Annotated in this window: 22 protein-coding genes and 2 tRNA genes; 12 read left to right on the forward strand and 12 right to left on the reverse strand. The window is 48.9% G+C overall.

The genetic code is table 11. The features are described 5' to 3' along the window. Positions 1-7 precede the first annotated feature (7 nt). Entirely contained in the window at positions 8-691 is a 684-nt protein-coding gene (locus H575_RS00205; protein WP_042696372.1) for a CRISPR-associated protein Cas4, read from the reverse strand. A gap of 45 nt (positions 692-736) precedes the next feature. Here H575_RS00205 and H575_RS00210 point away from each other — a divergent pair, with 45 nt between their 5' ends. Then, the gene (locus tag H575_RS00210; protein WP_042696373.1) at positions 737-1,030 is read left to right on the forward strand and encodes a DUF3467 domain-containing protein; all 294 of its coding nucleotides are present in this window, start codon (positions 737-739) and stop codon (positions 1,028-1,030) included. Between the two features lie 51 nt (positions 1,031-1,081). Continuing rightward, positions 1,082-1,153, forward strand: a tRNA-Thr gene (locus tag H575_RS00215). 156 nt (positions 1,154-1,309) lie between these two features. On the opposite strand, the gene H575_RS00220 is transcribed toward H575_RS00215, so the two are convergent. The 8 genes from H575_RS00220 to H575_RS00255 form a co-directional block, all read right to left on the reverse strand. Further along, positions 1,310-2,308: a CPBP family intramembrane glutamic endopeptidase gene (locus H575_RS00220; RefSeq protein WP_162139383.1), complete on the reverse strand. Its 999-nt coding sequence runs from the start codon at positions 2,306-2,308 to the stop codon at positions 1,310-1,312. A 143-nt stretch (positions 2,309-2,451) separates the two neighbouring features. After that, positions 2,452-3,339, reverse strand: a complete 888-nt coding sequence (locus tag H575_RS00225; RefSeq protein WP_342664195.1) for a PhzF family phenazine biosynthesis protein — start codon at positions 3,337-3,339, stop codon at positions 2,452-2,454. Positions 3,340-3,576: 237 nt separating this feature from the next. After that, a complete protein-coding gene (locus H575_RS09595; protein ID WP_281166561.1) occupies positions 3,577-3,711 on the reverse strand; it encodes a hypothetical protein in 135 nt (44 codons plus the stop codon). 379 nt (positions 3,712-4,090) lie between these two features. Next, positions 4,091-4,375, reverse strand: a complete 285-nt coding sequence (locus tag H575_RS00235; protein ID WP_042696376.1) for a hypothetical protein — start codon at positions 4,373-4,375, stop codon at positions 4,091-4,093. Between the two features lie 225 nt (positions 4,376-4,600). After that, entirely contained in the window at positions 4,601-5,101 is a 501-nt protein-coding gene (locus H575_RS00240; protein WP_042696377.1) for a 50S ribosomal protein L16, read from the reverse strand. A gap of 55 nt (positions 5,102-5,156) precedes the next feature. Beyond that, on the reverse strand, positions 5,157-5,939 hold the full coding sequence (locus tag H575_RS00245; protein ID WP_042696378.1) for an ABC transporter ATP-binding protein: 783 nt from the start codon (positions 5,937-5,939) through the stop codon (positions 5,157-5,159). Then, complete coding sequence (locus H575_RS00250) at positions 5,936-6,697, reverse strand: ABC transporter permease (protein ID WP_042696379.1); 762 nt, start codon at positions 6,695-6,697, stop codon at positions 5,936-5,938. The genes H575_RS00245 and H575_RS00250 overlap by 4 nt, the downstream gene beginning before the upstream one ends. 140 nt (positions 6,698-6,837) lie before the next feature. After that, positions 6,838-8,052 carry an ABC transporter substrate-binding protein gene (locus tag H575_RS00255; RefSeq protein ID WP_042696380.1) on the reverse strand — a complete coding sequence of 405 codons (1,215 nt, stop codon included), beginning with the start codon at positions 8,050-8,052 and terminating at the stop codon, positions 6,838-6,840. A gap of 206 nt (positions 8,053-8,258) precedes the next feature. Between H575_RS00255 and H575_RS00260 the strand changes: the two genes are divergently transcribed. Beyond that, complete coding sequence (locus tag H575_RS00260; protein ID WP_042696381.1) at positions 8,259-9,173, forward strand: ketopantoate reductase family protein; 915 nt, start codon at positions 8,259-8,261, stop codon at positions 9,171-9,173. Further along, a complete protein-coding gene (gene mobA, locus H575_RS00265; RefSeq protein WP_042696382.1) occupies positions 9,164-9,793 on the forward strand; it encodes a molybdenum cofactor guanylyltransferase in 630 nt (209 codons plus the stop codon). Before H575_RS00260 ends, mobA begins: the two co-directional genes overlap by 10 nt. A 60-nt stretch (positions 9,794-9,853) precedes the next feature. Here mobA and H575_RS00270 read toward each other — a convergent pair whose 3' ends face one another. From H575_RS00270 to H575_RS00280, 3 genes are all read right to left on the reverse strand, one after another. Then, positions 9,854-10,327: a NusA-like transcription termination signal-binding factor gene (locus H575_RS00270; RefSeq protein ID WP_042696383.1), complete on the reverse strand. Its 474-nt coding sequence runs from the start codon at positions 10,325-10,327 to the stop codon at positions 9,854-9,856. Positions 10,328-10,329: 2 nt separating this feature from the next. Continuing rightward, positions 10,330-10,620, reverse strand: coding sequence for a 50S ribosomal protein L30e (locus H575_RS00275; RefSeq protein ID WP_042696384.1), 291 nt, complete (start codon positions 10,618-10,620; stop codon positions 10,330-10,332). Between the two features lie 220 nt (positions 10,621-10,840). Then, positions 10,841-12,820 (reverse strand): DEAD/DEAH box helicase, encoded by a 1,980-nt coding sequence (locus H575_RS00280; protein ID WP_042696385.1) that lies wholly within the window; start codon positions 12,818-12,820, stop codon positions 10,841-10,843. Positions 12,821-12,921: 101 nt separating this feature from the next. Between H575_RS00280 and thpR the strand changes: the two genes are divergently transcribed. From thpR to hypE, 8 genes are all read left to right on the forward strand, one after another. Beyond that, positions 12,922-13,452 (forward strand): RNA 2',3'-cyclic phosphodiesterase, encoded by a 531-nt coding sequence (thpR, locus tag H575_RS00285; RefSeq protein ID WP_042696386.1) that lies wholly within the window; start codon positions 12,922-12,924, stop codon positions 13,450-13,452. Continuing rightward, on the forward strand, positions 13,449-14,843 hold the full coding sequence (gene cca, locus H575_RS00290; RefSeq protein WP_042696387.1) for a CCA tRNA nucleotidyltransferase: 1,395 nt from the start codon (positions 13,449-13,451) through the stop codon (positions 14,841-14,843). Before thpR ends, cca begins: the two co-directional genes overlap by 4 nt. Next, positions 14,840-15,595: an ATP-dependent sacrificial sulfur transferase LarE gene (gene larE / locus H575_RS00295; protein WP_042696388.1), complete on the forward strand. Its 756-nt coding sequence runs from the start codon at positions 14,840-14,842 to the stop codon at positions 15,593-15,595. Before cca ends, larE begins: the two co-directional genes overlap by 4 nt. After that, entirely contained in the window at positions 15,574-16,767 is a 1,194-nt protein-coding gene (gene thiI / locus H575_RS00300; RefSeq protein ID WP_052319875.1) for a tRNA uracil 4-sulfurtransferase ThiI, read from the forward strand. Before larE ends, thiI begins: the two co-directional genes overlap by 22 nt. Before the next feature lie 70 nt (positions 16,768-16,837). Next, positions 16,838-16,924, forward strand: a tRNA-Ser gene (locus H575_RS00305). A 58-nt stretch (positions 16,925-16,982) separates the two neighbouring features. Next, complete coding sequence (locus tag H575_RS00310) at positions 16,983-17,219, forward strand: HypC/HybG/HupF family hydrogenase formation chaperone (protein WP_042696391.1); 237 nt, start codon at positions 16,983-16,985, stop codon at positions 17,217-17,219. Continuing rightward, a complete protein-coding gene (locus H575_RS00315) occupies positions 17,212-17,556 on the forward strand; it encodes a hydrogenase maturation nickel metallochaperone HypA/HybF (RefSeq protein ID WP_042696393.1) in 345 nt (114 codons plus the stop codon). The genes H575_RS00310 and H575_RS00315 overlap by 8 nt, the downstream gene beginning before the upstream one ends. Then, positions 17,553-18,578 carry a hydrogenase expression/formation protein HypE gene (gene hypE / locus H575_RS00320; RefSeq protein WP_042696396.1) on the forward strand — a complete coding sequence of 342 codons (1,026 nt, stop codon included), beginning with the start codon at positions 17,553-17,555 and terminating at the stop codon, positions 18,576-18,578. The genes H575_RS00315 and hypE overlap by 4 nt, the downstream gene beginning before the upstream one ends. Positions 18,579-18,580: the final 2 nt, after the last annotated feature.

Below are 18,580 nucleotides of genomic sequence, written 5' to 3' on the forward strand. Positions count from 1 at the left end.
ATCTATGTTATGCCTTTGACATCATTTTGGAAAAGAGAGATTTGGGTTTTTCAACGGCGGAACAGGTGTCCACGAATTTACACCAGGTACAATACGGGCCGCGGACGACTTTCGGTATCCCCCCATTCATCACCTTTTCTGCTGCCCTTAGTGCAAGAAAAAGAGCGCGGCGGTCTTTTGGCTCTACAACGACACTGCGGATCGTTCCCGAACCAAGATACTCAACGCGCCCGTAGAAGGGTTTTCCAAACATCTCTTCAAGACAGACGGCATAACAGATCACTCTGAGGCGATCGTGAAGATAGACACCGCGGGTCGGCGCCTCGCCGCTTTTTACAAGTGAGAAACTGTCATCAAAAAACCGGTCTACCTTCCCGTATATCCCGTATTTTTCAGAATAAACAGATACATCATACCGTTCGGCCTGACGCCAGGTCACCTTGCTGCAGGCGGCAACCATTTTTTCCAGGTACGAAAGCGCGGGCTGATCCTCGGGAACCATATTTTTCAACCCCTCTTCCCAGACATCCTCGGCAGAGAGGATATCTCCAAGATAATAGGACAGTTGCTTTGCAACCGTGTAGGCAATCGGCTCTTCGTAGGGAATAACGACGGATTTTGCCAGGTACAACTGCATGGGACAGGTGCCTGCTTTCACCACATCTGTTACAGAAATTTTTTCGTCCGGCATGATGACTCCATAAACATAAGTTCGTTTAACACACTATTAATAATTATGGCAGGCAACGAACTCAACATTCAGATCCCTCAGAACCTTGACCCGGTCTACAGCAATATGATCCAGATCGCATTCAAGGATGACGAGTTCACGATGATGTTTTTACATCAGCTCCCTATGGCAAATCAGGCAAAAGCAAAGGCAGTCGTCGCGATCAGCCCGACCCATGCGAAGAAACTTCTGACCGCGCTGCAGAAGAGTGTGAATGAGTACGAGACGAAGTTTGGACAGATAACAAACGGAGCGCATCCCGAAGGAACGGATACGCCGACCCTTCAGGGATATTCATAAATCAATAACCTATTTATTGTCTAACAGGCAATGTGTTTAAGCACACAGTGTGCCGTCGTGGCTTAGCGGTATAGCGGCTGATTCGTAATCAGCAGGCCGAGGGTTCAAGTCCCTCCGACGGCTCTCTTTTAAGGTCGTTAAATCGTGATTTAAGGCAGTATTCGTCGCTATGAGACGGAACAGCGGAAATATCTCAATTAACAGAGTGAGCTGACACTTCCACCACCTTTCGGTGTCGATAAAACTCTGTTGAACTCACATGGATCAGAGATGAGCTGTTCAGAGAGAGGATGGTTTTTCGATACTTTCACTGACTGGTTCATCCTTCCATACCCGCGACCTGATGAGAACGGCAGCAAATATTCCCATAAGAAGAAGAATCGGCAGAAATGCTATGAGAATATTGCTGTTTGCGATCAACCCGCTCCCAGTACCAATAAAGGCATCCGTGAGGGCATGCAGCAGGACTGCAATCCAGATGCTCCGGGTCTTCAGCACGGCATAGCTGAATATAATACCGAGAATGATCGTCCATCCGATATACATGATATTTCCTGCAAGGGGGGTGTCGGGAAAATTCAACCCGACGAGCATAAGCGGCAGGTGCCACAAGCCCCATACGATCCCAACAATGACAACTCCCGGGTAAACGCCAAAGAGGGCAAATACCCTGTCCTGAAGGTAAAATCTCCAGCCGTACTCTTCTCCGAAATATTTGGGCCATGTAATAACGAACGTCAATACGGACATGCCAATGAACACGAAGAATGAGCCAGGACTGTATTCCATCGTCGGAAGGCTCAGTCCAAGCATATGGATCATGAAATACGCAAGGATGAACAGCACCGAGAAGATTACCGGTATGATGAGGTAGTACCGGTAATTATGTCCAAAGGATAGTTTTGAGTCAGAGAGGCTTCTCCTCCCGGATGCTTTCAGGTTCTGCAGGAGAACCAGTAGGAATGCCGCAACAGAGATGATCGCGGTAAGAAGGGGAAGAGGTCCGATCGTTCCAAGAAGAGGCTGATATAATCCCTCCACCAGCGTGACAGCGGAAGCGAGCAGGAACATGGCAAGGAATTGTTTTGACTGCCTTGTCAAAGCCTTTGATTTGAATCCGACCATACACAGTATTGCACCAACAGCCGGAATGTACATCGGAATGAGCACCCACTTGCTGGATAATATCCCGGACCCCTCCTGCATGATCACAAAGATCTCAAGGAGATAGGTTGCGGCAAAGGTTATGGCAAGAAAAGCAAACAATTCTCTTGTCATTTGTTTTTTTTCTGATTTGGCTGCGATCATATTCTCAGTTAAATGATACGTTCTGCACGGCAGTATTTAATCCAGTCCCCGCCAATTTTTATCTAGGCCCTCATCTCAATTGATGGTCGGACATTTTTCTTTGGGGTTCTCTGTTAATAATAGTACACACCGTCGATGCGGATCGTGGCTTTACCGCCAAACAGCAGGAGATCGTCCTGAAACTGAAGTTTGATACTATTAAATACTCTGTTGTTTCCCCCTTGTTCGATGGAACACAATGAACCGTCCCATATATCGTGTTTTAACATGTAGTATCCAAACGCGCTATTTCCGGAACCGGTCGCAGGATCCTCCAAATATCCAAATTTCGGTGCAAAAACCCTTGTATGGGCAATATTATTTGTATCGACCGGGTCCAGAGAAAAGATCAGAATGATGTCGATATCATTTTGCAGGCAGAACTCCTTGAGACCCGGTTCATCCGGATAGATGGAAACGAGTTTTTGGAAAGAGTTCAGCGGCACGATCAATGTTCTGAGTCCGGCGTCGATGACCTCAAGCGGAAATTCCCTGCTTATATCTTCATCGGACAAACGCAAAGGAGCAGAAATATCCGCCGCCTGCAGAGACGAAGCGATATACGCTGGCTTGGGAGCAGAGATAAATACAGCGTCCTGATCTCTGATTCTGTTATAGACAGTTAATTGCCCCATTCTGTTCGTATGGATCGGTATTTCGCTGCATGCAGAAAGGCTCGCCGTGTTTTTAACTAAGGAGTACATACATGCGATCGTCCCGTGTCCGCAGAAATTCACTTCACATTCAGATGAATAGTAGGTTAGAAAAACACCGCCGTGCATCCGGCAGTAGACCACTTCGGAAACAAACCCTTTGTGCTGCCTGGCAATCTCCAGCATTGCTTCTTCTGACAAAGATTGTTCTTCATCCAAAAAAATGCAGGCAGCCGGATTACCGGCTGATGTATCTGATGTAAACGCATCCACTTTCTGATATCGGTATATTCCCATTTTTGCACGCATCCTTTTGCTCTGCAGAATTTTTTTCCTTACTACTGCTATGCAATAGTAAAATTGTACCAATTATATTAATATCACCATTGGCTTAAAAAAGCAGATCATACATTTTTAGGAGATAAAATTTCTTCAGGGATACATTTCGGCGCCTGAATATTCCCATTCCACAGGGAATCGAAACAATATCACCGCGTCAAGATCAAAAAAGTATGTCATCTCCCTAATACAACGGCAGATATATTCTCACTTTGCCGATTCTTTCAGCTGTTCGATGAGTTCATATTTCCGACGAATGGTTCTGGCAGACTGTCCCGGGGTTTTTGCGGGAGGCTTCTGGTGCTTTATTTGTTTTTGTAAGGTTGCGACAAACTCTGTCATTTTTTCTTTCCCGTTCTTCGCTTTGAAGAACGCTTGTTCACATACCAGATTCCGCATAACGGGATATCCGTTCGTGCGGATCGTTCAGATGATATTCCCGGAAATGTTCCGCGATGTTCTATAATAGTTCTCCAGCCTTAACTTACTTCGTGATGAAAAATGGTTCATGGACCCGGTATGCCGTCTCCCTCCATCAGACCCGGGATCATGCCCAAATTGTAATTTCAGGACATTCACACCCATTTCTGAATAATATCCCCGGATTAAAGCATAAAATGCCGAGATAATACACACAGATGAGTAACAGTAAGTGATATTTGCATGTATTCCGTATCAAGCGCGGGCTCCACCTGAAAAAAAACTGTTGCTCATATAAAAATCAGGGATATCTATTGTCTTTTGGACGGATATGTTTCTCCACGCCGTTTGATATGTACACGTACCGGTATCCCTGCCACTCACCGTTTGGTTTTTTCACGTCGGTGAGCGTTTCCATCGCTTCAAGCCCGTCCTCATCATAGCATTCCAGCTCAAGGATATCTTCCACCTCACAGGTCTTTGTGTTGTACCGCTCCCAGATGACAATATTTTCCTCATCAGACTCATCATCCTCAATCTCAGGCGCATTGGAAGATGCCTTCGATTTTTTAAACAGATCAAACATAATCCTAACGTTTCCAGCAGGATGATATTAATACATTCCCATCGAGAGGAAAAAGGCGGAACAAACCAAAAGAGCCCGAACACCGCAAAATGAAATAAACCACGAATCTCTATCGGTGAGGAGTCAGTAGTTACGTGCAGAATCAGACGGTACCCTGCACAAGATCGCAACCAACATACAGTTTCAACAAAAAAGTATCATAAATTGAGAGCTTAGGCAAAAGCCTTAGTTCTCAACGATTACCCGGACCGGAGTCGGGAGTTTGTATCCGCTGTGGAGCAGGGCATCCTTTGCCTGGTCGATATACTGCGGGGTTGTCCAGACGGTGAAAATACGCTGTCTTTCTTCAACACGTGCTGCAGTTCCGACTGGTTTGCCGAATGCAAGTCTCATACCTTCAGAAATACGGTCTGCACCGGCTCCGGTTGCCTGTTTGTGTTCACGGAGAACGTGGTGAGGGTATGGTCTGATCTTTAAGTGGAAATTGTTTTTTCCGACATCTTTCATCAGACGTCTGTTCATGTTGATACGTGCAGCTTCCATTGCCGTGTGACGGATCTGGCATGCTTCAAGCGCTTCAAGATGAATTGCGACCGGGAACTCTTCAGAGAGGTTTCCCATATCAAACGTTACAACTTTTAAGCCCGGTACACCGCCCATATATTCACGGCGGCAATATGCCTTCTTGGCGAGCTTATTATACATTCGTGCTGGCTTTCTTACCATTTTTAATTACTCCTAGCTCTCTTAAATGTGCAAATTAGGTTGGTTGGAAACCATATTAAAGGTTCTCATTCTCCCCCTCTAATTTCTCGATCTCGGCGAGAACATCTTTCCTGAGTTTCGCAAACTCCACACTGGTACGATCACGCGGCCTGGGCAGAGTATTTGGATATATTTCATATATTCTTCCCGGACGGGGAGTCAGAATGACAATTTTGTCAGAAAGATAAACCGCTTCATCAACACTGTGTGTAACGAAAAGGATCGTCTTTTTCGTTTCCTCCCAGATCTGGAGAAGCTCGCGCTGCATTTTATTCCGGGTCTGCGCATCGAGCGCGCCGAATGGTTCATCCATCAGCATGACGGCCGGATCCGAGGCTAGAGCCCGGGCAACGGCAGCCCTCTGACGCATACCCCCTGACAGCTCGTAGGGATAACTGTCGGCAAATCCGGTCAGACCTACCAGAGCGAGACGCTTATTCACCTCGATGATCCGCTCTTCTTTGGAAACGCCCATCATCTCCAGACCAAAACCCACATTTTCCGCAACGGTACGCCACGGATAAAGCGAGTATTCCTGGAAGACCATCGTCATTTTCGGTGAAGGCCCGTCCACGATTTTTCCATCGATGGAGACTTTCCCACTGGTCGGAACATCAAGTCCCCCGATCATCCGAAGCAGCGTGGTTTTTCCGCAGCCGGAAGGACCGAGCAGACAGACGAACTGACCGTCGTGGACCTCAAGATTGACATGCTCCAAAGCGGTGACATCACCTTTCCGGGAAGAGAACGTCTTTGTGGCGTCCTCCACCTTTACCCATACTTTATCCCAGTCAGTCATTTGTCAAGCACCTCCCAGGCGAACTTTTTCCGCAGAACATACTGGAAGAACTGGTCCATAACAATACCTATGATACCAATAGCGATCATACCGGCGATAACCATCTGGACCTGGCCCCAGTTGTACGTATACATGATGAGATAGCCAAGACCGGAAACGGTACCCGGCATCATTTCTGCTGCGACAACACTCATCCAGGCGATCCCAAATCCCACACGGAGCCCGTTCCATATGGCGGGACCTGCCGCGGGGACGAGTACTTTCGTGATGATCTGGCGTTCATTTGCCTGATAGATCCTGGCTGTTTCGACCCAGCTCTTCTTGACCCTCTTTACACCGTCGATCGTGTTTACAAGGATAGGGAAGATACACCCTATCACGATAATGAACACGATAGGAGTAAGCCCCAGACCGAACCAGGCGAGAGAAAGAGGCACCCACGCCATAGGAGGGATCGGGCGCAGGATCTGGATCAGACTGTCTGAAAACTGTTCAAGAACCGGATACCGGCCGAGAATGATACCCAGCGGGACTGCGATCAGACAGGCGATGATAAAACCAAGCGTTACCCGGTAAATACTGACCCAGCTGTTTTCCATCAGACTTCCGCATCCGTAGAGGTCGGCAAACGGCGTCAGAAAAACAGCAAGGACGTTTTCCACCCGGGGGAGGATGTATGCATTGTTCATCAGAATTGCCGCAACCTCCCACATGACAAGAACAAGTGCCGGAAGTATCAGCTTAATGTACCATTTCATGATCTTTGTTATTCACCATCCTCTTTTATGTATGTACATGTTACAGGATATCAAATGTGTTACTTGTTTTACCCCGGTACTCCGGCGTGAATAACCAAAGAAACATGCCGAAAAAAGAGAACAAAAAATTGTGAGTGAGGTTACGCGGATTTAACCACGTAGCCTATGCCGGCATATTCAAGAGCGAACTTCAGCTGAACGTCCTGGATAGACCCGAGCTGAGGGTCACCAAGAACCACATTTTTCCCTTCGGCGCTGCGTGCTTTGATCCAGGCAACAAACCCGTCCCAGTCGTTTGCCGGGGAAGAGGTCGAGACCACAAGTCCTGAGCCTTCAAGCATAAGGGGCGAGAGGATCTTGAGACCCATATCACCGGTACTCTTATCGACTGCACTGATAAACGGCGGGGTGCCGGCGAGTGCATACTGAATTGCATTCTGCTGGAGAAGCGTCATCAGCTGAGGTCCGCCGGTTCCTTCGATGAGTTTGACATTGGCAACCTTCTGACCGTTGATGTAGAGTTCTGCGTCCGTGATCTTTCCGGTTTTCTCCGTGACGGGTTTCAGATAACAGTTGTAGGCACTCTTGAAGTACTCCCAGTCCTTCAAAAGAACAAACAAAGGCGCATCGTGATCGCTTGGCAGATACCCGATCGATATGGTCGAGGTCGCAGCAGGAGTGACGAAGGTTTTGCTTTCGATCTGTTTAACTGCTGAGTCATACGGACCAAAGTCGTAAAGGAGAGCTGCAGATTCGTCCGTTGTGGTCGAAGCGAGCTTGGCGGTAACGATACCCAGATCGCGCTGTGACTGGATGAACGCCTCATTGCTGTTCAGCCACGAGTCAGTGATTTCGCTGGAGAACTTGATCGTCGGAATCGAGGTCTTCATTACATCAGTTGAACTGACGATCACATTTCCGTAAGTCATGTTCTGACTGGAGAAAAGCCAGTCTGCAGTCAAAGCTGCGGCATTGTCCGGATAGTCGTTGATATATTTGTTTCCAAGGATCATCAGAGCCGAAAGGCTTGCTGCAGCATCCGGATTTTCCAATGCCTTGGAATTGGCGCCGAACACACAGCAGGTATGATCGGTCCAGGTCCCTTTAGGTGGTAAATCCTGACTGTAGGATACCACTTTTCCAATGTCACCCTCTAAGGCAACGGCAATGAAAGGCTGCCAGTTGATGTAACCGTCGATCTGGCCGGTAGCGAGAAGTCCGGGCATGGTTCCTGCTCCGGTATAGAGGATCTCAACGGTGGCATTCTCGTTGCCGGTCTCGGTGCATCCTGCGGTAAAAACTACCATGACACACATAACGAGAGCCATGAAAATAAGAATCAGCTTTTTCTGCATACAAGTATGTTAGTGTATCTCCATTATTAATTAATCGTATTGTAAAATATAATATTTATAAATATTATATACATTAAATATGTTTTAAGAATTTTTGGTATAATTTATTGAAATAATTTGGATGTTCTGTATCCGGAAACAAAGCAAAAAACTCCTTAGAAAAACCTTTCTTTTAATGTGGTTTAGAGACAATAGAGTAAGAACAAATGAAGATATTAATACTTGGCGCCGGGGCCGTAGGTCTGTCAGTCGCCGCAAAATTATCAAAATATGCCGAGGTTTTTGCGGTATGCCGTGATAGATGCAGCACATCTATAGAAAACGAGGGTTTTTTTCTGACAGGGATCTGGGGAGAGGAAAACGTCCGGTTTCCCTGCGGAAGTGTTCCGCCGAAAGAAACCTGGGATTATATTATCATATCCACCAAAGCTGCCGCCACAAGGGAGATATGTGAGCAGTACAATCATCTATTCGGCGAAGCAGAGGTCGTAAGCCTTCAGAACGGAATTGGAAACGAGGAGATCATCGCCGAATACACCGACCATGTGCTTGGCGCAATGATCATAACCGGATTTGAGTGGAAAGCTGACAACGCAGTGTTTGTATCAGTCGACGGAGGAGAGACAGTATTTGGAAGGTTCCCGGGCGGAACTGACATAAAAGCCGACATTCTTGCAGATATTTTCAAGAAATCAGGTATGCGGGCAAGTTCGACCGATAACATCAGAGGAGTTATCTGGTCAAAAGCATTATACAGCTGTTCACTCAACCCTCTCGGGGCCATCATGGAATGTCCCTACGGTGAACTGCTCAAAGAACCTGCCTGGAACATCATCACCAGCATTGTTCAGGAGGCATTCGAGGTTTCATGCGCAGAAAATGTCGTTCTTGCACAGAAAACAGCCGGCGAATATCTGGAATTCCTCAGAACAAAAAAAATACCACCCACTGCAGCACATTTCTGCTCCATGTATCAGGATGTCACATCCGGCCGAAAAACCGAGGTCGATCATATCAACGGGGCAATCGTGATGCTTGGAAGAAAACACAAAATCTCCACACCGGTAAATGAAACGATCGTAAATCTGACACATTTCAAAGAGGAGCTTTCATGCAGATAAAAAGATCAGCAATGATCCTGGCCGGAGGCGAGGCACGGCGGGTAAACGGACGCGAAAAATATTTGTTCTCGTACAGGGGCTGTTCATTTATCTCGCGACTTGTCATGACATTTGAGGGACTTGTCGATGAGATCGTCATCGTCGCAAAAAATAAAAAACAGACTGAGCATTTCTCCGGACTTTCGGACCTCGTACGATGTACATGGGACACAAAACCCGGACTCGGACCGATCGGCGGGATCTCAGCAGGTCTGAATGAGATCAAGGGAGACCTGGTGTTCATCTCAGCGTGCGACATGCCCACGATTCACAAACCCATCGTACACTATCTTTTTGAGAATATTGAAGAGTATGATGCGATCATCCCAGAGTGGGAGAACACCGATCTCGAACCTCTGCATGCCGTTTACCGGGTATCAGCTCTCAGAGAATACGTCATAAACCATGAATCTCTTTCACTTCGTGACATGGTGAATACACTGAACACAAAACGGATACCGCCGGAGATGTTTCGAACAGTGGATCCCGATCTTGAAAGTTTCAGAAACGTGAATACACTTGAGGAGCTTCTGGCAATGGGTCCCGAAGCTGCATATCAGGAAAAACATCCGGAAAAGTAACACAGTTCCGATTTTTATAAATCAGACTTCGAAAGATATTATCTCAAAAAAGAGGTGAGGTTATAACTCATCCTCATCAGACTCTTCTTCCTCTTCCTGTTTGAGCTCGACATTGGCGATATCAAACTGGCGGAACGCGAGTTTCTTTGCTTTTATGATGTTTCTGCCTTCTTTTCCGATTGCAAGACCGCGGTCGGCGTCTGCAACTTCGATGTAGGCGACTTCGGTATTTTCCTCTTCATCCTCTTCGAAGGTGACGGTCTGTACCTGGACGGGGAGGAAACAGTTTCTGATAAACTGAACCTTGTCCGGATTGTATTCGACGACCTCGACCTTCTTACCGAAAGCGTCAGATGCCTTCTTGATGCTGGCACCTTTCTTTCCGATTGCAAGTCCCATCTCTCCGGGATTGATGACAAAGAGGATCCGGCCGAATTTATCATCGACAACACAGTCTCTTGCGCCCGCACCGGTGAGATTTTCGAACTGGGCAATCATACGCATGGCGTCTTCGGAAATGGTAATCTCACTCATATTTATTCACTCTTAAGGGAGAGGATGTCGGATTCGCCTGCATTGACGATCGCAAGCACGCTGATCATGTGGTCTCTACCGCATTCTTTGCCGAGCTGACGTGAGCTGCCGTCAAATTCATAGAGAGGAACGTTTTCATTTGCAGCAAGAAATGCACGGACTTTTTCCGGGGCATTCTTGGCGATGATGACGAGTTCTGCTTTGTTTTCAGCAACGATTTTCTCAACAGAGTTCTGGCCGAGGGTTACCTCGCCGGTTTTCATTGCTCTTCTTAAAGATAAGTTGAAATCCATGTTTGTTCACCTTTTTGAGGTTCACTGCACTCCGGACAAGACTCAGGGGAGGTGAGTCCCCGCAATATTCTTGTCCATCCCGCAGACCGCCGGTTTCATAGATGAGACCGGGAAGTTTCTTCAGGAGTACCCTTGAAAACTCTTTACTTATAGGTGCTTGGAAATAATGAAGGTATCCTCGAGCGGACGAATAGAATATGAATATTAAAAAAAGGGAGGGTCAGTCTCTTCCGTAGAAACCGTGACCGGAATCCCGTCTGGGGGCACCCGATCCGCTGCTTCCGCGGCTGAAACTTCTTCTGTCACCGCTGCCTGAACTGCCGTAACTGCGGCGTTCGCCGCTTCCGGAGCTCCGGTCACCGCTGCGGTAATTACTTCCGCCGCGATTTCCATAAGAGGACCCACTGCGGTTGTTGGAGTAACTGCGGCGATCTCCGCCTGAGCTGGATGAACCGCCGCTTCTGTATCCGCCAGAGGAACCTCCGCGCCGATCTCCGCCTTTATCCCGGTCACGTTCATGTTCTTCCTCTTCAGCAGTACGTGGTGCTGCAATCGAGATCTCAAGTTCCTGACCGCGAATGGTCTTGGAACCCATGACTTCGGCAACGAGGTTCGCATGCTCCAGAGGGACGTCAACATACGAGTAGTTGTTGTACAGGTCGATCCTTCCAATAGAAGATCCGGGAATGTCGCACTCGCCTGCAAAGGCGCCTACGATATCCTTCGGGCGTATCTGCTGGTTTTTACCAAGAGATATCCTGAATCTTACCATTCCCGGTTCAGCACCGCTGTTCTCAACAGTACCCGGAGTAACGTTCTCCGAGATCGAGGGGGATGATTGAAGAGGTTTGATCTCCTCACTCTGACCCGCATTCTTGCCCGAATCAAGGTGCATCTTCAAAAGAGCTGCGGCGACCTGGATACTGGTCACTTCTGCTGCAGATTCTGAACCGGCCTCGGTTTCGGTTTCAAGAAGCTGTTCGACAAGAGGCAGATACAACTCGAGATTTCCAGCAGACATGATATCACGGACTTTGTCCAGGAATATCTGCTGTTTCATCTCGGCGACATCGTCTAAGGTCGGCAGAGGAGTCTTGGCGATCTGGATCTTTGCATATCTCTGGATATCCCTGAGTTTGTATATCTCGCGCGGAGCAACAAACGTTACGGATTTTCCAGTCCTGCCCGCACGGGCAGTTCTGCCGATACGGTGGACATAATACTCGACATCCTGCGGAACATCGTAGTTGAATACGATATCCACATCATCGACATCGATACCCCGTGCTGCAACATCCGTTGCAATCAGAACATCGATGGTTCCGGCCCGGAAGCGTGCCATAACGCGATCGCGCTGCTGCTGCTTCATATCTCCGTGGAGAGCTTCCACAAAGTATCCGCGCGCCTGCATACGGCTCATGAGATCATCAACCGTTCTCTTCGTATTGCAGAACACGAGCGCAAGTTCGGGGTTGTTCATATCAAGAGTGCGGCAAAGCGCTTCAAGCTTGTCGCGCTCTCTGACTTCAATATAAGTCTGTTCGATCTGAGGGACCGTAAGTTCCTTGCGGGTGATCTTCACGAACTGAGGATCATGCTGGAACCTTCTGGTAATGTCCAGAATCGGCTGCGGCATAGTAGCCGAAAACAGAATCGTCTGCCGGTTCTTCGGAGTATCACGGAAGATATCCTCGATATCATCACGGAATCCCATATCGAGCATCTGATCAGCTTCGTCCAGAATGAACATGCTGATCGAGTCAAGGTGAAGGGTCCCGCGTTTGATGTGATCAATCACACGACCCGGAGTACCGATGACGACCTGCACACTGCCTTTGAGGGCACGAAGCTGGCGCTCGATCGGCTGTCCGCCGTAAATCGGGACTACATTGAGTCCTTTTTTGTATTTCATCAGCCGGGAGAACTCCTCGGCCGTCTGTATTGCAAGTTCCCTTGTCGGCGACAGAACTAATGCCTGTACATTTTTGTTATCTGGATCAAGCCTTTCAATAATTGGAATCCCAAACGCTGCCGTTTTTCCCGTTCCCGTCTGTGCCTGCCCCGTTACATCTTTCCCATCAAGAATCTGTGGTATTGCCATTGCCTGAATTGGTGTAGGCTCCTCAAATCCCATGTCGCCTATCGCCTGAAGTAGTTCTTCAGAGATAGCGAACTCCGCGAATGTTTTTGTTTCCTCCATTCTTCGTACATATGCGTGTTATGAGGTTATAGAATGGTAGGTGGGAATTTTTTTGACCAATGTAACTATCATAATGCATGAGTGGCAAATAATCACCTAGAATGGCACGGGTATTTATAGCAGTTGAACCGGCAGAAGAGATGAGAAACAGGCTGGAAGAGGCAGGGATGTTACTTTCGGGTTCGAATGCACGTCTGACACTGCCGACCGCAGATCAGATGCATATCACGCTGAAGTTTTTGGGAGAGGTCCAGGAGAGTAAGATCCAAAACATTGCAGCCGCTCTTGAAAAGATAAGGAGCGCCCCGTTTCCGTTGACCGCAGCGCGGGTCAGCACATTCGGCAGGCGGGTCATCAAAGCCGAGGTGACGGATCAGGGATGCTGCGCCGATCTTGCAAAGCAGATCGACACATATCTTCTGCCGCTTGGATTTTCTAAAGAGACACGGCCATTTTCCCCCCATATCACCCTTGCCCGCATAAAAGAGTATACGCCCGATCTCGCGGATAAAACGGAGATCCTGCAGAACAGAGAGTTTGGCACATGCCAGATCGGGGAGATACTCCTGAAACAGAGCACATTAACCTCAAAAGGATCAATATATTCCACACTTGCGCGGGTGAGATTATGAGAAACACAATAGAGGAAGAGATATTACTAAACGTCCGACCGGCAGATAAGGAGCGGCGCGAAGTTCAGGAGATGGGGCAAAAACTCATCGATGCAGTGATCCGGGTCGCTGGAGTGCCGGCGATGATGACGGGATCAGTTGCCCGCGGAACATGGGTCCGCGGAGATAAAGACATCGACATATTCATGCTGTTTCCAAAAACACTCTCCCGTGAGGAACTGCAGGAAAAGGGACTTGCCGCCGCATATGCAGTTGTAGAGATGTTCAAGGGATCCTCCGAAGAGAAGTATGCTGAACATCCTTACCTGAATGCCGTAATCGAGGGGTTTGATGTCGATCTGGTCCCCTGCTACCATATCGATTCGACCGCCGAGATGCAGTGCGCTGTTGACCGGACACCGTTTCATACCCGCTATCTTCTTGACCGGATCGGCGGTCTGCGTGATGATGTTCTTCTCCTGAAACAGTTCACAAAAGGCGGGGGTGTCTATGGTTCAGACCATATGACCGGCGGATTCTCCGGATACCTTTGCGAACTGCTGATTCTCGCATATGGAGGATTCACGGAACTTCTTCAGGCAGCATCGACGTTCCGTTACGGAGAGGTCATCGATATCGAGAGATTCTATCCTGATAAAAAAACGGTCAGAAAACTTTTCTCCGAACCGCTGATAGTTATTGATCCGACCGACAAAACCAGAAACGTGGCGGCGGCACTTACCCCCACGCGTTTCTCCGAGTTCGTCGAACTTGCCAGAGATTACTGCACGAAACCCGATCAATGCTACTTCATTCCCGATGCGCCGACGTCGATCTCAAAAGAGGAGTTCAGATCTGTGCTGGAGACGCGGGGGACCACAATGCTGGCTCTCTCTTTTAAAACACCGGCCTATGTCCCCGACACCGTCGTTCCGCAGTTGAGAAAAACGATGGAGTCAATACGAAACCAGCTCGAAACAGAGGACTTCCCGGTTCACCGTGCAGAAGTGATGATGGGAACAGATAACTGTCTGATCATCTTCGAACTGCTGGTTGCCGATCTGCCAAAGATCACTCTTCGAAACGGACCGCCAGTCTGGGTGCATGACAATGCAGACAGGTTCGTGGAAAAATATCTCATAGGCAATCCATTTGCCGGACCATGGATCAGTGAAGACAGATATTATACCGAGGTGGACCGCAGATACCCGCATGCCTATGACCTTCTGGCCGATCAGCAGAAGATCCTCTCCGGCTCGATTGGAAAACATGTCAGGATATCGATGGAAGAGGGATATTCCATCCGCAAAAATGAAGAGATATGGTCCCCGGAGTTCACCTTCTTCCTTTCGGCATACTTCGCGAAAAGCTCCCACGCAGTAAGAAAACTGCGGATTATTGATCAGAAATGAGTCTGAGAACAATACTTAAAGAGAACACGCCCGCGCTGATTGCTCTTTCAGGCGGGACCGACAGCATGACGCTTCTTGCCTCATTCGTAAAGGAGGGACTGCCGGTTTCTGCCGCCACTGTCAGATCGGAGTTCACCCCGCCGGAGGAGATAGTACGGGCAGAACTGTTCGCCCGAAAACTGGGAGTAGAGTGGAGAGTCATCGACGTTTCGGTTCTTAGTGATGAACATCTGCGGTCCAACCCTGAAGACAGATGTTATCTCTGTAAAAAACAGATCATGCAGACCCTTCTCTTCGCAGCAGACGGAAAAACGGTCTGTGACGGGACACATGCTGATGATGCTGATGAAGAACGCCCGGGAAAAAAAGCTCTGAAAGAGCTGGGCATCGTCAGTCCGTTTGCTCTCTGCGGAATCGGCAAACGCGGGATCATCTCAATAGCAAAGGAGCTTGGAGTCACGGTGTACCCGGCATCATCCTGCCTTGCCACGAGAATTCCGTTCGGCGAAGAGATCACCGAAGAAAACCTGAAAATAATTGCCGAAAGCGAAGCCTTTCTTCGGAAAAAAGGGATACAGGGAGTTCTGCGCGTGCGTCTTTGCGGCAGAGACGCGGTGATCGAGACCGAAAGAAATGAGATGGTCCGCGCTGCATTATATACAGAGGATCTGAAAACGTTCGGGTTTACCACGATATCATTTAAAGAATATAAAACAGGAGGAGGGAATACATGGAGCAGAATAGAGCAGTAATGGTTCGTATCGGTGAGCTCTGGCTCAAAAGCGAACCGGTAAAAAAACAGTTCATGCTGGCTTTAACACGAAACATCAAAGCAGCGATGGAAACGCAGGAGATAGAATACTCACTCGAAGAGTACCGGGGAAGGATCCTGATTTTTGGTGATCCGGAAAAAATCGCACCGATCGCTGCAAGAATATTTGGGATCGTTGATGTCAGTATCTGTGAGACCACCACAAACCTTCCGGAAGACATGGCGAAGACGGCCCTGAAGTTTGCCGAGAAAAAACTCAAACCCGGTATGCGTTTTGCGGTCAGAGCACGACGTCAGCATGTGAGCGGATTTACCAGCCAGCAGCTTGCCGGCATGATCGCCGATGTGATCTGGGAGAAGATCCCGGACTTCGTGGTGGATCTCGATAATCCCGAGTATGAAGTCTTCGTTGAAGCACGCGAATACGGCGGGATCGTCTACGACGAACGGATCCCGGGGCAGGGAGGTCTGCCGCTTGGAACTGCCGGGCGTGCCGCGGCTCTTCTTTCCTCAGGCATCGACTCGCCGGTCGCCGCGTGGCTGATGATGAGAAGAGGAGTGACCATCTCCGGCGTATTCATGGACGGCGGAAGATGGGCGGGATCTGCCACGCGAAGTCTGGCGATGGACAACGTCAGGATCCTCTCCACCTGGTGTCCGGGAAGAGGCATACCGCTCTGGATCGCAGATCTCGAACCATTCTTCGATGCGATGACAGCCTCCTGTGACCGGCATTATACCTGTCTTTTCTGTAAAAGATTCATGATGCGTGTAGCAGAGGGGATAGCAGAGCAGAATAAGCTGGAAGGCATCGTCTCCGGAGAGAATCTTGGACAGGTAGCATCCCAGACACTCCAGAACATGGGCGTTATCACGACATCAGTCAAACTCCCGGTTCTGAGACCGCTTCTTACCTATGACAAGGAGGAGATCGTGGCAATATCACGGAGGATCGGCACATATCATGAAAGTCCCGGAGATACGGAATGCCTCGCGGTCCCGAAAAAACCGGCAACCCGCTCCGGTCAGGAACTTATCGAAGCCGAAGAGAAGAAAGTTGACATGGATAAACTCATCCGTGAAGCAGTTCAGTCAGCAGAACTCTGGATCGCAAAGGACGGGGATATTTTTCAAAAGGCCCCCACCGAATGATCGAACCGGCACCCCGGCCGGCAACACACAATCTATTTTTACCACTACGACTAATATCATAAGGTCCGGAGCCGAGATAGTCTAGTCCGGAAAGGCGGTGGCCTTGAAAGCCTCTGGTAGCAATACCTCGGGAGTTCAAATCTCCCTCTCGGCGCCATTTTGAATCAGTCTCTTTTCGCTTTCTTTATCACGGTTATCAACCAATATACCATTATATGTGTATTGCCGTTCCCGCAGAAATTCTTGAAATCCGCGACGGAAATGTCGCACTCGTTGATTACGGTGAACTCCAGCAGGAGGTCCGCATCGATCTTGTTGACGTGAAAGTCGGCGAGTTCGTCCTTGTACACGTTGGATTTGCTATTCAGCGGCTTTCGCGTGAGGAGGGACTGGAAACGCGGGAGCTGTTTAAAGAAGTTTATAAAGCGATGGAAGAATCCGACCATGCATGAATCCGGTATCGCCTATGATGTGTACGTAACCTCTAAGAGGGCGGCCGAGGAGAATCATGCAGTAACCGTGAAAACCATTTTTGTTGATGTCGGTTCCATGGCGATGGTAAACCCTGAGCAGGTGGAGTTCATGTTTCGCACTTTTATTTCTGACGATCCAATGTTCGCAGAAACAAAACTCGTTTTTAATACCATCCTTCCAGTTGCAGAGTGCGAATGCGGATATAAAGGACCGGAGATCTTTGTCTGCCCTAACTGCGGGAAACTGCCCCGCATGATCCAGGGAAGAGAGATCTTCGTGAAAAATCTTGAGATCGAAACAGGTGAATCATCATGAAAAAGGATACAGAAGTTAATCTGATGCACGGAGCCGGAGGAGAAGTCATGGGTGAACTTCTTCAGACGCTGACGGCATTCAAAAACAATAATGCAGGCGGGATCGGCCTTGAATCTCTGGATGACGGCTCGACCTTCACCATCGGAGGAAAGACCGTCGTTTTAACGACCGACTCACATGTAGTGAAACCGATCTTCTTCCCCGGCGGGGACATCGGCAGGGTCGCGGTCTCCGGAACGGTAAATGATCTCTCAGTCATGGGCGCGCGGCCGATCGCTCTGACATGCGCAATGATCATTGAAGAAGGGTTTCCGATCGCCGATCTGGAAAAGATCGTAGCCTCCATGGACGAAACCCTGGGAGAGGTCGGCGCATCGATCATCACCGGAGACACCAAGGTTGTTGAAAAGGGGAGCCTGGATGGTATTGTTGTCAACACTGCGGGTGTCGGCGTAATTGAAGAGGGAGGATTTCTGATCCGTGACAGGAATCTAGCCGTCGGAGATAAGATCATCGTCTCGGGAACGCTTGGAGATCACGGACTTGCCATCGTATCATACAGAGAAGGCTTTGACCTCGGCGATCAGCTGAAGTCAGATGTTGCCCCCCTCTGGAAGATGATCGAAGCAGCTATGAAAGCTGCAGGTAACGGCAATATCCATGCGATGAAGGACCCGACGCGCGGAGGATTTGCGGCCTGCATCAACGAGATGGCACGCAAAGCCGGCGTGAAAGTCGTTGTGAGAGAAGATACAGTGCCTATTAGAGAGAGCGTTGCATCTGCCGGCTCACTGCTCGGCATCGACCCCCTGCAGGTCGCCAATGAAGGAAAGTGTGTTATGGGTGTCGCACCGGAAGCAGCAGAACGTGTTCTTGCAGCCCTGAAATCCCATCCCTACGGGAAAAATGCAGCAGTCATCGGTGAAGTGGTCGAAGGGTCCGGTGTTGTAATGCAGACACGTATCGGCGGCGAGCGGTTCATCGAACCCCCTCTCGGCGATCCCGTTCCAAGAGTCTGCTGAAG

This window comes from Methanocorpusculum bavaricum DSM 4179, assembly GCF_000430905.1.
Taxonomy (GTDB): domain Archaea; phylum Halobacteriota; class Methanomicrobia; order Methanomicrobiales; family Methanocorpusculaceae; genus Methanocorpusculum; species Methanocorpusculum parvum.